This is a genomic window from Pseudomonas sp. G3-39, assembly GCF_054790485.1.
The window spans coordinates 4,551,644-4,565,086 of the sequence record NZ_CP186497.1 but is presented as its reverse complement, the minus strand read 5'-3'; the positions used below and the strand labels follow the sequence as shown (position 1 = coordinate 4,565,086).

The window sequence follows — 13,443 nt, the reverse complement described above, 5'->3', positions numbered from 1 at the left end:
CTTCTTCGAGGAATGCTGGTCGTGATCTGCTGCATGGCAGGGATCGCGATGGCTGATGAAAAGAACATTCTGGTCACCAGCGGCAGCGATCGGGCCACCCCGATCGCCGTCGTACCGTTCGGTATGCAGGGCGGTGCCGTGCTGCCGGACGACATGGCCGAAATCATTGGTAACGATTTGCGGAACTCGGGCTACTACTCGCCGATTCCAAAGCAAAACATGATCAGCCAGCCAAGCCAGCCGAGCGAAATCATCTTCCGTGACTGGAAGGCGGTGGGTGCTCAATACATGATGGTCGGCAGCATTGCTCCTGCGGGCGGTCGTCTGCAGGTGCAATGGGCACTGTTCAACGTGGCCACCGAGCAGAAAGTGGCTGACGGCAGTGTTTCCGGTACCACCGAGCAACTGCGTGACATGGCGCACTTCATCTCTGACCAGTCGTTCGAAAAACTCACCGGTATCAAAGGTGCGTTTTCGACCCGTCTGCTGTACGTGACAGCCGAGCGTTTCTCCGAGAAGAACACTCGCTACACCCTGCAGCGTTCGGACTACGACGGTGCCCGTGCCGTGACTCTGCTGCAATCGCGCGAGCCGATTCTGTCGCCGCGTTTCGCACCGGATGGCAAGCGCATCGCCTACGTGTCGTTCGAGCAGAAGCGTCCACGGATCTTCATGCAGAACATCGACACCGGTCGCCGTGAGCAGATCACCAACTTCGAAGGCCTGAACGGCGCGCCAGCCTGGTCGCCAGATGGTAATCGCCTGGCTTTCGTACTGTCGAAAGACGGCAACCCGGATATCTATGTGATGAACCTGGGTTCGCGTCAGATCACTCGCGTGACTGCAGGTCCTGGCATCAACACCGAACCGTACTGGGGCAAGGATGGTTCGACCATCTACTTCACCTCGGACCGTGGTGGCAAGCCGCAGATCTACAAAACCAGCGCCAGCGGCGGCGGTGCCGAGCGTGTGACGTTCATTGGCAACTACAACGCCAACCCGAAGCTGTCGGCTGATGAAAAGACGCTGGTGATGATTCATCGCCAGGATGGTTTCACCAATTTCAAGGTGGCGGCCCAGGATTTGCAGCGAGGTAGTGTAAAGATCCTCACTGATAGCACTCTGGACGAGTCACCTACTGTTGCGCCCAACGGCACCATGGTAATCTACGCCACCCGCCAGCAGGGCCGGGGAGTCTTGATGCTCGTGTCCATTAATGGACGCGTGAGGCTCCCGCTTCCTACCGCACAAGGCGAAGTCAGAGAACCGTCCTGGTCCCCTTACCTGAACTGACGCGGCGCTTTACGTTTTACTTAACACACTGGGGTTCATTAGGAGTTTCACGATGGAAATGCTGAAGTTTGGTAAATTTGCTGCGCTGGCTCTGGCCATGGCTGTAGCTGTAGGTTGCTCGTCCAAAGGCGGCGACAACGCCGGTGAAGGCGCTGTTGATCCAAACGCTGGTTACGGCGCAAACACTGGTGCCGTTGACGGTTCCCTGAGCGAAGAAGCTGCTCTGCGCGCAATCACCACCTTCTACTTCGAATACGACAGCTCGGACCTGAAGCCAGAAGCCATGCGCGCTCTGGACGTTCACGCCAAAGACCTGAAAGCAAACGGCGCTCGCGTTGTTCTGGAAGGCAACACCGACGAACGTGGTACTCGTGAGTACAACATGGCACTGGGCGAGCGTCGTGCGAAAGCCGTTCAGCGCTACCTGGTACTGCAAGGTGTTTCCCCAGCTCAGCTGGAACTGGTTTCCTACGGCGAAGAGCGTCCAGTTGCTACCGGCAACGACGAGCAGTCCTGGGCTCAAAACCGTCGCGTCGAACTGCGTAAGTAATTCGATATGCGAACGTGCCGTCGTGCTGTAACTGTTCTGGCTCTCAGCCTCGCGCCGCTTGCGGCGTGGGCTGCGGTTCCTGTGGTCGATGACAACTCCGGTTATAACAATAGCGGGAGCAGTTATCCGCCTGCGGGTTACGGTACGAACGGCGCCTATGCCGGGGGAGCGGCTTCGGCCCCTGCCTCGGCACAGGGCATGCTGTTCAACCAACTGCAACAGATGCAGGATCAGATATCGCGCCAGCAAGGTGTGATCGAAGAACTGCAGAATCAGGTTGCGCGCATGAAACAGGAATCCCTGGAGCGATACCAGGATCTTGATCGGCGCATAGGATCCGGTGTTGCACCTGCCGCGACTCCTGAGAATTCTTCTGCCGGTGGCGATGCAAGTGCTGCTGCCGGTGCTGCCGCTGGCGCCGGGGCTGCTGCCGCCCAGGCACCTGCTGCAAGTAGCGAACCGGGTGATCCGGCCAAGGAAAAGCTGTATTACGATGCCGCTTTCGACCTGATCAAAGCCAAGGATTTCGACAAGGCCAGCCAGGCTTTCTCGGCATTCCTGCGCAAATACCCGAACAGCCAATACGCGGGCAATGCCCAGTACTGGTTGGGCGAAGTGAACCTGGCCAAGGGCGATCTGCAAGGTGCAGGTCAGGCTTTCGCCAAGGTGTCGCAGCTCTATCCCAAGCACGCCAAAGTGCCGGATTCGCTGTACAAGCTGGCTGATGTAGAGCGCCGCCTCGGTCACACCGACAAGGTCAAAGGCATTCTGCAACAGGTGGTTTCCCAATACCCGGGGACCTCCGCTGCTCAGTTGGCCCAACGCGATCTGCAACGCATGTAAGTGTGTTTGACCCGTTTGGAAGAAACCCGCGCTTGTCGCGGGTTTTTTCGTTAGAATTCACGCCCTTTTTCTGAAACACGCTTCTGGTGATCTACGCGTTGGCGGGGTTGCCTGAAGTGCCTGACGGAGGCGGACAGCCTGTTTAGCTGTTACGCCCGTGGCGACTATGCAAGACACATTGAGAATTACCGAAGTTTTCTACTCGTTGCAGGGGGAAACGCGGACTGCCGGGCTGCCCACGGTTTTTGTGCGCCTGACCGGTTGTCCATTGCGTTGCCAATACTGCGACAGCGCCTATGCGTTCAGCGGCGGTACGATCCGCACCCTCGACGATATCCTCGAACAAGTGGCCGGGTTTCGCCCGCGCTACGTCTGTGTGACCGGCGGTGAACCGCTGGCGCAGCCCAATGCCATCCCGTTGCTCAAGCAATTGTGTGATGCCGGTTACGAAGTGTCACTGGAAACCAGTGGTGCACTCGATATCTCGGCGGTAGATTCGCGCGTCAGTCGCGTGGTCGACTTGAAGACACCGGACTCCAAAGAGGCGCACCGCAACCGCTACGAAAACATCGAACTGTTGACGCCCAACGATCAGGTGAAGTTTGTCATCTGTTCGCGGGACGACTATGACTGGGCGGTTTCCAAACTGATCCAGTACGGTCTCGATCAACGTGCGGGTGAAGTGCTGTTTTCCCCAAGTCATCATGACCTCAATGCCAGGGATCTGGCGGACTGGGTGGTGGCAGACAACCTGCCGGTGCGTCTGCAATTACAGCTGCACAAGTATCTTTGGAATGACGAGCCGGGGCGCTGAGATGACTGAACAACTGAACACCACCGAACAGCGTGCAGTCATTTTACTGTCGGGCGGTCTGGATTCGGCCACGGTCGTGGCGATGGCCCGAGCCGAAGGTTTCGCCTGTTACACCATGAGTTTCGATTACGGCCAGCGCTCCCATGCAGAGCTGCATGCCGCCGCGCGCGTCGCTCGCGATCTGGGTGTGGTCGAGCACAAAGTGATCGGCCTGAACCTGAATGGCATGGGCGGCTCGGCGCTGACCGACACCAGCATCGACATCCCGTTAGAGTTGGGCGAAGGCATCCCGGTGACCTACGTACCGGCGCGCAACACGGTGTTCCTGTCGCTGGCACTGGGCTGGGCTGAAGTGCTCGGCGCGCGTGACATCTTTATCGGTGTCAACGCGGTGGACTATTCCGGTTACCCGGATTGCCGTCCGGAGTTCATCGAGTCGTTCGAGCGCATGGCCAACCTGGCGACCAAGGCGGGTGTGGAAGGCAACGGTTTCCGCATCCAGGCACCGCTGCAGAACCTGAGCAAGGCGCAGATCGTCCAGGCGGGCGTGAAGCTGGGCGTGAATTATGGCCTGACAGTTTCCTGCTATCAGGCGGACGATGAAGGCCGTGCGTGCGGCAAATGCGACAGCTGCCGCCTGCGTGCAGAAGGCTTCGCAGCGGCCGGTGTAAGCGATCCAACACCTTATTTTTGATTTTTTTCAAAAAGGTGTTGAATAGTCCTTAAAAATCAGTATTATACGCGCCACCACACAGCGGGTCGTTAGCTCAGTTGGTAGAGCAGTTGGCTTTTAACCAATTGGTCGTAGGTTCGAATCCCACACGACCCACCATATTTGGCGGTTTAGAAAATCCGGAAGGCCCACGAAAGTGAGGATTTCCGGGTTTTTTTTTGCCTGCGATTCAGGCACCGCTCCTTTCATCGTTGCCTGCGCTGACACAGGTCAGAATCATCTTTTGTATCAACGGGATATTCTGTAGCCTTGCGCAGCTTCAATGCTGTCCGTGCCTGATAATACTCACTTTCCCGGCGGTACCCTCAAGTGGTCCGGAGCCGGGTGTATACTCGACTTTCGCGCGAAAGCGCCTGCAGGTCTTGCGAACATGACGCAGATTTCCGAACGCCTTCTGGTTCAAGCCCACCTCGATGCCAAACAGCCCAAACAGCTGACTGCCGAGGAAGAGGCCTACTACCGTTCCGCCATCGCCGCCGAGCTCAAGGCTCAGGACGCGGTGCTGGTTGCCCACTTCTATTGCGATCCGGTGATTCAGGCCCTGGCCGAAGAAACCGGCGGCTGTGTGTCCGACTCCCTCGAAATGGCGCGCTTCGGCAACGCTCACCCGGCCAAGACCGTGGTGGTCGCCGGCGTAAAGTTCATGGGCGAGACCGCGAAGATCCTCAACCCGGAAAAACGCGTGCTGATGCCGACCCTGGACGCGACCTGCTCGCTGGACCTCGGTTGCCCGGTGGACGAGTTCTCGGCATTCTGCGATCAGCACCCGGAGCGCACGGTGGTGGTGTACGCCAACACCTCGGCCGCGGTCAAAGCCCGGGCTGACTGGGTGGTAACGTCGAGCTGCGCACTGGAGATCGTCGAAAGCCTGATGGACAACGGCGAGACCATCATCTGGGGGCCGGACAAGCACCTGGGCACTTACATCCAGCGCAAGACCGGCGCTGACATGCTGCTGTGGGACGGTGCCTGCATCGTCCACGAAGAGTTCAAGTCCAAGCAGCTCGAAGACATGAAGGCGCTGTATCCGGACGCCGCGATTCTGGTGCATCCGGAGTCGCCGACCTCGGTGATCGAACTGGCGGATGCAGTAGGTTCCACTAGTCAGTTGATCGCTGCCGCGCAAAGCCTGCCGAACAAGACGCTGATCGTCGCCACCGACCGTGGCATCTTCTACAAGATGCAGCAGCTGTGCCCGGACAAGGTCTTCATCGAGGCGCCAACCGCCGGTAACGGCGCGGCGTGCCGCAGTTGCGCACATTGCCCGTGGATGGCCATGAACACCCTTGAGCGCACGCTCAAGAGCCTGAAGGAAGGGACGAACGAGATCTTTGTCGATCCGGCGCTGATTCCGCAGGCGATCCGTCCGTTGAAGCGCATGCTGGATTTCACTCAGGCGGCGCGGATGAAGCTGGCGGGTAACGCCTGAGGTCCTTCAGAAACAGCGCAAAACCTGTGGGAGCGAGCCTGCTCGCGAAGGCGGTGAATCAGCAAACATAAATGTCGGCTGATACTACGCTTTCGCGAGCAGGCTCGCTCCCACAGTGGTATTCGGTGTCTGGAAACTATTTGGTCTTCTTCGGAATCCGCACCACGCGGGTATCGGAATAGATGTCGTGCCAGGTGCGCTTCTGCTTGTCGTACAGCGACCAGAGAAACCCTAGCCCTGCGCACAGCCACGAAGCGATCGACACCATGAAGCGCAGCAGCGCCTGCCACAGGCTGATCGCGCTGCCATCGACGTTCTGTACGCGTATGCCCCATACCTGCATGCCCAGTGTCTGCCCGCCGTGGGTCCAGAACTTGGCGAAGAACGCAAACAGCACCAACAGCAACACTGTGGAATACAGCGGATCGCCATCCATTTTTCCGGCGTCGGTCAGCACACGCAGGCGTTCTTCACCGATGATCGCTGCCTGGATCAACTTGTAGACGAATCCGGTGACGATCAGCAGGGCAGTGCACAACAGGAAGTCATAGAACATCGCGGCCAGGCGCCGGCCGAGGCCAACAGCAGGAAAGTCGCCCTGGGGAGTGAGCAGGTTCTTCGACATGGCAGCCTCTGGACGCAAAATGAAGCGCCATTTTACGGATTCGCGCGCACAAAAAAGCCCCTGATATCAATATCAGGGGCTTTTTCGTTACAGAAGATTAACCTTCTGCTTGTACTTCATCAGCCTGCATGCCTTTCTGGCCTTGCACAGCAACGAAGGTCACTTTCTGGCCTTCTTTCAGGCTCTTGAAGCCGTTGCCCTGAATAGCGCGGAAATGCACGAACAGATCCGGACCGCTTTCTGGAGTGATAAAACCAAAACCTTTCTCGTCGTTAAACCACTTGACGGTACCGCTCTGACGTTGGGACATTTCTTATTTCCTTTGACGCATAAATTGATGACAGCCTCTTTCTCATGAAAGAGTACTGGGGCTGGTTGCAGGAGAGTAAGAAGACGTCGAGCGGGATGTAGCTAACTTGTAGGCTACTGCCCAGGTCACGATTCCAAGCTGACCCATGCAAACACAGTGGACAAACTCTACGCCAACTACGGGAGAAAAAACAAGCCCCGCGAAGGCCCCGGTTTTACTGTCCCTGCTGGCAGTTAGTCAGTCTGCTAGTGCGGCTTAGACGATTAGCTTGTTCAAAAGTTTTCGAACGTTATAAGTAAAGTTCATAATCGAATCAAATGTTAGAAAATGCACTTTTTTGTGGCGATTGCGTTACACATTAGTGCACGCATAACGCAATCGCGTTACTTATAGAAACAGTCAATCAACCACGATAGTAGCGTTGTGGAACAAATGGCATTTTGCTTACAAGCATTTGCACCTTTTTCCCACGAACGATGGCCCAGACTGGCGTATCCAGGGTGACATAAGCGCTGTCGAGGTAACCCATCGCCAACGGGCCACCCAAGGTCGGACCGAAGCCGCCGCTGCACACGCTGCCGATGATTTCGCCCGCGTCGTTGACGATTTCTGCGCCTTCACGCACCGGCGTACGTTCCTGTGGCAGCAGACCGACGCGTTTGCGCGCGACGCCATTCTGCTGCTGAGCAAAAACTGTCTCTGCCCCCGGGAAACCACCGGCCCGTGCGCCGTCGGCACGACGTGGCTTGGAGATTGCCCACAACAGGCTGGCTTCGATCGGCGTGGTCTCGGTGTTCATGTCGTGCCCGTACAGGCACAGGCCGGCTTCCAGGCGCAGCGAGTCGCGGGCGCCGAGGCCGATGGCCTGAACTTCCGGTTCGGCCAGCAGGGCGCGGGCGAGTTTTTCTGCATCGGCGGCGGGCACCGAGATTTCGAAACCGTCTTCACCGGTGTAGCCCGAACGGCTGACGAAGCAATCCACGCCCAGCAGTTGCACGCGATTGAACTGCATGAACGTCATCTTCGCCACCTCTGGCGCAAGACGCGCCAGCACGGTGACCGCAGCCGGGCCTTGCAACGCCAGCAGCGCGCGCGCTTCGAACAGCTCCGTAATGGTGCACTGATCGCCAATGTGTTTTTGCAGATGCGCCAGATCCTGATCCTTGCACGCGGCGTTGACCACCAGGAACAGCTCGTCGTTGCCCAGATTGGCGACCATCAAATCATCGAGGATGCCGCCGTTGTCGTTGGTGAACATTGCGTAGCGCTGCATGCCCACCGGCAGGTCGATGATGTCCACCGGCACCAGGGTTTCCAGAGCCTTGGCGGCATTGGCGCCGGTCAGGCGGATCTGGCCCATGTGCGAGACATCGAACAGCCCGGCCTGTTCACGGGTGTGTTGGTGTTCCTTCATCACGCCCAGCGGGTATTGCACCGGCATGTCGTAGCCGGCGAACGGCACCATGCGGGCGCCGAGTTCGATATGCAGAGCGTGCAGCGGGGTTTTCGACAGTTGTTCGGTGGACATGCGTGGCTCCTTGAAAGTTTGAGTTTGGGGGCATGGGGCTAGATTTAGATCACGATCAAAAGCCCCTCACCCAGCCCTCTCCCAGAGGGAGAGGGGGCTAAGTGCGGTCCTCTCCCAAAGGGCGAGGACATAAATCAGCATTCGATGATGTTGACTGCCAGACCGCCGCGGGCGGTCTCTTTGTATTTGCTTTTCATGTCGGCGCCGGTCTGGCGCATGGTGCGGATGACTTTGTCGAGGGAGACGAAGTGTTGCCCGTCGCCGCGCATGGCCATGCGCACCGCGTTGATCGCTTTCACCGAACCCATGGCGTTGCGCTCGATACACGGCACCTGCACCAGCCCGCCAATCGGGTCGCAGGTCAGGCCGAGGTTGTGTTCCATGCCGATTTCCGCCGCGTTCTCGACTTGCTGCACGCTGCCGCCGAGCACTTCACACAACGCGCCGGCGGCCATCGAGCAAGCCACGCCGACCTCGCCCTGACAGCCGACTTCGGCGCCGGAGATCGAGGCGTTTTCCTTGTACAGAATGCCGATGGCGGCGGCGGTCAGCAGAAAGCGCACCACGCCGTCATCGTTCGCACCCGGGATAAAGCGCATGTAGTAATGCAGCACCGCCGGGATGATGCCCGCCGCGCCGTTGGTCGGCGCGGTGACTACACGACCACCGTTGGCGTTTTCTTCGTTGACCGCCAGTGCATAAAGGTTGACCCAGTCGAGCACCGACAGCGGATCGCGCAACGCCGATTCCGGGTTCTTGCACAATTGCCGATGCAGCGCCGCCGCCCGGCGTTTGACCTTCAGCCCGCCCGGCAGAATGCCTTCGTTGCGACAGCCAGCGGCGACGCAGTCCTGCATCACTTGCCAGATTTTCAGCAGACCGGCGCGGGTTTCCGCTTCAGGGCGCCAGGCGCTTTCATTGGTCAGCATCACCTGGCTGATCGACAGACCGTAGGTGGCGCAATGGCCGAGCAAGTCCTTGGCACTTTTGAACGGGAAGGTCAGCGGTGTCGCGTCTTCGACGATGCGGTCGGCACCGGCCGCATCTTCATCGACTACAAAGCCGCCACCGACCGAGTAGTACTCGCGGCTGCGAATCTGAATACCGGCAGCATCGAAGGCGCGAAAGATCATGCCGTTGGGGTGATAGGCCAACGGTTTGCGGATCATCGCCAGGTGTTCTTTCTCATTGAACGCAATGCTGTGTTCTCCGAGCAGATTCAGCCGGCCATTGCCGCGAATATCCTGCAGGCGTGCGGCGACGGTTTCGGTATCGACGGTGTCCGGGTGTTCACCTTCAAGGCCGAGCAGCACCGCTTTGTCGCTGCCGTGTCCCTTGCCGGTAGCACCGAGCGAGCCGTACAGCTCGACTTTGACGGTGCTGGTGGCCAACAACAGGTCATCGCGGCGCAGGCCTTCGGCGAAGCGCGCAGCGGCACGCATCGGGCCGACGGTGTGGGAGCTGGAAGGGCCGATGCCAATCTTGAACAGGTCGAACACGCTTAACGACATGAGTGGTTCTCCGGTTTCTTGTTATAGGAATTGGCGCAAGCTCGAGGCTGGACACAAATCCCCTGTGGGAGCGGGCTTGCTCGCGAATGCGGTGTGTCAGGCAACATTGATGGCGATTGATACACCGCATTCGCGAGCAAGCCCGCTCCCACATGGGGATCTATGGTGTTGCTGAAAATCGGGGCAGGTGACCTGCCCCTCATCCGTTTAAGCGTAGCTTTCGATCGACGGGCAGGCGCAGACCAGGTTGCGGTCGCCGAACACGTTGTCGACGCGACCGACCGGCGGCCAGTATTTGCCTTCGATCAACGACGCTACCGGATAAACGGCCTGCTCGCGGCTGTACGGGTGGGTCCACTCGCCGACCAGTTCCGCTGCAGTGTGCGGGGCGTTCTTCAGCGGGTTGTCGTCCTTGTCCAGCGTGCCGTTTTCCACCGCGCGGATTTCTTCGCGGATGCGGATCATGGCGTCGCAGAAGCGGTCCAGTTCTTCCTTGGATTCGCTTTCGGTCGGCTCGATCATCAGCGTGCCGGCGACCGGGAACGACATGGTCGGGGCATGGAAACCGAAGTCGATCAGACGCTTGGCGACGTCATCGACGCTGATGCCGCTGCTGTCTTTCAGTGGACGCAGGTCGAGGATGCATTCGTGCGCCACCAAGCCGTTGCTGCCGGTGTACAACACTGGATAGTGCTCTTCGAGGCGACGGGAAATGTAGTTGGCATTGAGGATCGCCAGTTGCGAAGCGCGTTTCAGACCGGCGCCACCCATCATGCGAATGTACATCCAGGTGATCGGCAGAATGCTCGCGCTGCCGAACGGCGCTGCGCAGACCGCACCTTCCTTGCGTTGCATCTGACCGTGACCCGGCAGGAACGGGGTCAGGTGCGACTTGACGCCGATCGGGCCGACGCCCGGGCCGCCACCGCCGTGTGGGATGCAGAAGGTTTTGTGCAGGTTCAGGTGCGACACGTCGCCGCCGAATTTACCCGGTGCGCAGAGGCCGACCATCGCGTTCATGTTGGCGCCGTCGATGTACACCTGGCCGCCGTTGTCATGAATGATTCCGCAGATTTCGCGGATGCCTTCTTCGAACACGCCGTGGGTCGACGGGTAGGTGATCATCAGCGCCGCGAGGTGTTCGCGGTGCTCGATGGCTTTGGCGCGCAGGTCTTCGATATCGACGTTGCCGCGCGCATCGCACGCGGTCACCACCACGCGCATGCCGGCCATGTTGGCGGTGGCCGGGTTGGTGCCGTGGGCCGACGACGGGATCAGGCAGATGTCGCGGCGCTCGTCGCCACGGCTCTGGTGGTAAGCGCGAATCGCCAAGAGACCTGCGTATTCACCCTGCGAACCGGCGTTCGGTTGCAGCGAGATCGCGTCGTAACCGGTGGCGGCGCAGAGCATCGCTTCCAGTTCGTCGGTCAGTTGCTGGTAGCCGGCGCTCTGCGCAGCCGGAGCGAACGGGTGCAGGGCGCCGAATTCGGCCCAGGTCACCGGGATCATTTCGCTCGCGGCGTTGAGTTTCATGGTGCACGAGCCCAACGGGATCATCGTGCGATCCAGTGCCAGGTCCTTGTCCGCCAGTTTGCGCAGGTAGCGCATCAGCTCGGTTTCCGAGTGATAACGGTTGAACACCGGGTGGCTGAGGATCGGCGACTGACGTACCAGCGCCGCCGGGATGGTGCTTTGCACCGAAGCGGCCAGCGCAGCGAAGTCCGGCAGGGTCTTGCCATCGGCGAACAGGCCCCACAGGGTTTCGATGTCAGTCTGAGTGGTGGTTTCGTCCACCGACAGGCCCAGACGCTCGGCATCGATCACACGCAGGTTGATCTGCTGTGCATGCGCCTTGTCGTGCAGCGCGGCGGTGTGTGCGCCGGTGGCTACGGTCAGGGTGTCGAAGAAGCTTGTCTGCTCGACTTTAGCGCCCAGTGCGCTCAGGCCCTTGGCCAGAATCGCGGTCAGGTGATGCACGCGGTTGGCGATCTGGGTCAGGCCTTTCGGGCCGTGATACACGGCGTACATGCTGGCGATGTTGGCCAGCAGCACTTGCGCGGTGCAGATGTTCGAGGTGGCCTTCTCGCGGCGGATGTGTTGCTCGCGGGTCTGCATCGCCAGACGCAGGGCCGGCTTGCCGAAACGGTCAACCGAAACACCGACCAGACGGCCCGGCATGTCACGCTTGAACGCATCCTTGGTGGAGAAGTAAGCCGCGTGCGGGCCACCGAAGCCCAGCGGCACGCCGAAGCGTTGCGCGGAACCGATGGCGACGTCGGCGCCGAACTCGCCCGGGGCGGTCAGCAAAGTCAGGGCCAGCAGATCGGCAGCCACGGCCACCAGCGCGTTGGCGGCGTGGAAGCGCTCGGTCAGTTCGTGGTAGTCGAACACATCACCGTTGCTCGCCGGGTATTGCAGCAGCGCGCCGAAAAACGGCGTGACGTCGCTCAGTTCACGCTCATCGCCAACCACCACGTCGATGCCCAGCGGCTCGGCACGGGTGCGCAGTACGTCGAGGGTTTGCGGGTGGCTGTGGATCGAGGCGAAGAACTGGTGGCTGCCCTTGTTTTTGCTCAGGCGTTTGCAGAAGGTCATGGCTTCGGCAGCGGCGGTGGCTTCGTCGAGCAGCGAGGCGTTGGCGATCGGCAGGCCGGTGAGGTCGCTGATCAGGGTCTGGAAGTTCAGCAGCGCTTCGAGACGGCCCTGGGAAATTTCCGGCTGGTACGGGGTGTAAGCGGTGTACCAGGCCGGGTTTTCCAACAGGTTGCGCAGGATCGGTGACGGCGTGTGGCAGTTGTAGTAGCCCTGGCCGATGTAGGTCTTGAACAGTTGGTTTTTGCCGGCGATGGATTTGATCATCGCCAGTGCATCGGCCTCGCTGAGGCCGTCGTCCATGCCGAGCACGCTGGTGCCCTTGATGCTTTCCGGGATGACGCTGGCGCTCAGCGCTTCGAGCGAGTCGAAGCCGAGGCTGTTGAGCATGGCTTGCTCGTCACCGGCGCGCGGGCCGATATGACGGGCGATGAATTCGTTGGCAGTGCCGAGGTTTACTTGGGTCATGTCGTTACTCCTCAGGCTTCGGCTTGAGCTTTGATCAGACGGTCGTAGGCGTCTTGATCGAGCAGTTTGCCGACAGCGGCGGCGTCGCTTGGCTGGAAACGGAAGAACCAGCCTTCGCCCAGCGGATCTTCGTTGACCAGTTCCGGGCTGCCGTCCAGTGCCGGGTTCACTTCCACAACTTCACCGTCGAGCGGCATGTACACGCCGCTGGCGGCTTTCACCGATTCCACGGTGGCGGCTTCGGCGCCTTTTTCGTAAGCCTGCAGCTCAGGCAGTTGCACGAACACCACGTCGCCCAAAGCGTTCTGCGCGAAAGCGGTGATGCCGACAGTAACGCTGCCGTCAGCTTCGGTGCGCAGCCATTCGTGATCTTCAGTAAAACGCAACTCGCTCATGGAAACTCCTAAGGGGGCCAGACTCGTCTGGTGGACGCGGTGGAAGGCTTGGACATGAAAGCCCTGATTTTATGAGCGGTTACTTAGCAAGAACGCGGCCAGATTGTATTTATCTATATAAATCAAATGGTTATGTGTTTCTGGTTGTGATGGGTGTGGGGCTTCTGTAGCGAAATCGCTACAGCTTGGGGCGGGGAGAAAAGCTGAAGCGGATCAAAGCCTTGCACAGCGGTGATCGGAGGCGGGTGTAGCGATATCGTTCCGCTGTAGCGCTTTCAGTACAGATGGAGGTCGGTTTTGAACGGATTTCGAATCCGTCACATGAACCCCTGTGGGAGCGGGCTTGCTCGCG

General features: G+C 59.5%; 12 protein-coding genes and 1 tRNA gene. 7 read left to right on the top strand and 6 right to left on the bottom strand.

Annotated elements, in window-relative coordinates; genetic code table 11:
* The first annotated feature begins 12 nt into the window (after nucleotides 1–12).
* The 7 genes from tolB to nadA all read left to right on the top strand — a co-directional run bounded on the left by tolB (nucleotide 13) and on the right by nadA (nucleotide 5,662).
* Nucleotides 13–1,293, top strand: a complete 1,281-nt coding sequence (gene tolB / locus ACOYXG_RS20500; RefSeq protein WP_164747834.1) for a Tol-Pal system beta propeller repeat protein TolB — start codon at nucleotides 13–15, stop codon at nucleotides 1,291–1,293.
* A gap of 52 nt (nucleotides 1,294–1,345) precedes the next feature.
* On the top strand, nucleotides 1,346–1,843 hold the full coding sequence (pal, locus tag ACOYXG_RS20495; protein WP_003178634.1) for a peptidoglycan-associated lipoprotein Pal: 498 nt from the start codon (nucleotides 1,346–1,348) through the stop codon (nucleotides 1,841–1,843).
* A 6-nt stretch (nucleotides 1,844–1,849) separates the two neighbouring features.
* Nucleotides 1,850–2,686 carry a tol-pal system protein YbgF gene (gene ybgF, locus ACOYXG_RS20490; RefSeq protein WP_047296035.1) on the top strand — a complete coding sequence of 279 codons (837 nt, stop codon included), beginning with the start codon at nucleotides 1,850–1,852 and terminating at the stop codon, nucleotides 2,684–2,686.
* Between the two features lie 166 nt (nucleotides 2,687–2,852).
* On the top strand, nucleotides 2,853–3,500 hold the full coding sequence (queE, locus tag ACOYXG_RS20485) for a 7-carboxy-7-deazaguanine synthase QueE (RefSeq protein WP_027612537.1): 648 nt from the start codon (nucleotides 2,853–2,855) through the stop codon (nucleotides 3,498–3,500).
* A gap of 1 nt (nucleotide 3,501) precedes the next feature.
* Nucleotides 3,502–4,194: a 7-cyano-7-deazaguanine synthase QueC gene (gene queC, locus ACOYXG_RS20480; RefSeq protein WP_460353669.1), complete on the top strand. Its 693-nt coding sequence runs from the start codon at nucleotides 3,502–3,504 to the stop codon at nucleotides 4,192–4,194.
* Between the two features lie 62 nt (nucleotides 4,195–4,256).
* Nucleotides 4,257–4,332: transfer RNA gene (locus tag ACOYXG_RS20475), tRNA-Lys, on the top strand.
* Between the two features lie 271 nt (nucleotides 4,333–4,603).
* The gene (gene nadA / locus ACOYXG_RS20470) at nucleotides 4,604–5,662 is read left to right on the top strand and encodes a quinolinate synthase NadA (RefSeq protein ID WP_097085947.1); all 1,059 of its coding nucleotides are present in this window, start codon (nucleotides 4,604–4,606) and stop codon (nucleotides 5,660–5,662) included.
* Between the two features lie 136 nt (nucleotides 5,663–5,798).
* Here the strand turns inward: nadA and ACOYXG_RS20465 are convergent, their stop codons facing one another.
* The 6 genes from ACOYXG_RS20465 to gcvH all read right to left on the bottom strand — a co-directional run bounded on the left by ACOYXG_RS20465 (nucleotide 5,799) and on the right by gcvH (nucleotide 13,091).
* Nucleotides 5,799–6,287: an RDD family protein gene (locus tag ACOYXG_RS20465; RefSeq protein WP_460353666.1), complete on the bottom strand. Its 489-nt coding sequence runs from the start codon at nucleotides 6,285–6,287 to the stop codon at nucleotides 5,799–5,801.
* A gap of 97 nt (nucleotides 6,288–6,384) precedes the next feature.
* Nucleotides 6,385–6,597: a cold-shock protein gene (locus tag ACOYXG_RS20460; protein WP_007934683.1), complete on the bottom strand. Its 213-nt coding sequence runs from the start codon at nucleotides 6,595–6,597 to the stop codon at nucleotides 6,385–6,387.
* 403 nt (nucleotides 6,598–7,000) lie between these two features.
* Nucleotides 7,001–8,125 carry a glycine cleavage system aminomethyltransferase GcvT gene (gene gcvT / locus ACOYXG_RS20455; RefSeq protein WP_096795084.1) on the bottom strand — a complete coding sequence of 375 codons (1,125 nt, stop codon included), beginning with the start codon at nucleotides 8,123–8,125 and terminating at the stop codon, nucleotides 7,001–7,003.
* A 134-nt stretch (nucleotides 8,126–8,259) separates the two neighbouring features.
* Nucleotides 8,260–9,636 (bottom strand): L-serine ammonia-lyase, encoded by a 1,377-nt coding sequence (locus ACOYXG_RS20450; protein ID WP_460353662.1) that lies wholly within the window; start codon nucleotides 9,634–9,636, stop codon nucleotides 8,260–8,262.
* A gap of 207 nt (nucleotides 9,637–9,843) precedes the next feature.
* Nucleotides 9,844–12,696 (bottom strand): aminomethyl-transferring glycine dehydrogenase, encoded by a 2,853-nt coding sequence (gene gcvP / locus ACOYXG_RS20445; RefSeq protein WP_460353659.1) that lies wholly within the window; start codon nucleotides 12,694–12,696, stop codon nucleotides 9,844–9,846.
* Nucleotides 12,697–12,707: 11 nt separating this feature from the next.
* Nucleotides 12,708–13,091 (bottom strand): glycine cleavage system protein GcvH, encoded by a 384-nt coding sequence (gene gcvH, locus ACOYXG_RS20440; protein WP_027612543.1) that lies wholly within the window; start codon nucleotides 13,089–13,091, stop codon nucleotides 12,708–12,710.
* Nucleotides 13,092–13,443 lie beyond the last annotated feature (352 nt).

Excerpts from the sequence above, each read along its gene's own strand:
- queC (WP_460353669.1), top strand. The coding sequence starts at position 3,502 with ATGACTGAACAACTGAACACCACCGAACAGCGTGCAGTCATTTTACTG.
- gcvH (WP_027612543.1), bottom strand. The coding sequence starts at position 13,091 with ATGAGCGAGTTGCGTTTTACTGAAGATCACGAATGGCTGCGCACCGAA.
- ACOYXG_RS20465 (WP_460353666.1), bottom strand. The coding sequence starts at position 6,287 with ATGTCGAAGAACCTGCTCACTCCCCAGGGCGACTTTCCTGCTGTTGGC.
- ACOYXG_RS20460 (WP_007934683.1), bottom strand. The coding sequence starts at position 6,597 with ATGTCCCAACGTCAGAGCGGTACCGTCAAGTGGTTTAACGACGAGAAA.
- ybgF (WP_047296035.1), top strand. The coding sequence starts at position 1,850 with ATGCGAACGTGCCGTCGTGCTGTAACTGTTCTGGCTCTCAGCCTCGCG.
- pal (WP_003178634.1), top strand. The coding sequence starts at position 1,346 with ATGGAAATGCTGAAGTTTGGTAAATTTGCTGCGCTGGCTCTGGCCATG.
- tolB (WP_164747834.1), top strand. The coding sequence starts at position 13 with ATGCTGGTCGTGATCTGCTGCATGGCAGGGATCGCGATGGCTGATGAA.
- gcvP (WP_460353659.1), bottom strand. The coding sequence starts at position 12,696 with ATGACCCAAGTAAACCTCGGCACTGCCAACGAATTCATCGCCCGTCAT.
- nadA (WP_097085947.1), top strand. The coding sequence starts at position 4,604 with ATGACGCAGATTTCCGAACGCCTTCTGGTTCAAGCCCACCTCGATGCC.
- queE (WP_027612537.1), top strand. The coding sequence starts at position 2,853 with ATGCAAGACACATTGAGAATTACCGAAGTTTTCTACTCGTTGCAGGGG.
- ACOYXG_RS20450 (WP_460353662.1), bottom strand. The coding sequence starts at position 9,636 with ATGTCGTTAAGCGTGTTCGACCTGTTCAAGATTGGCATCGGCCCTTCC.
- gcvT (WP_096795084.1), bottom strand. The coding sequence starts at position 8,125 with ATGTCCACCGAACAACTGTCGAAAACCCCGCTGCACGCTCTGCATATC.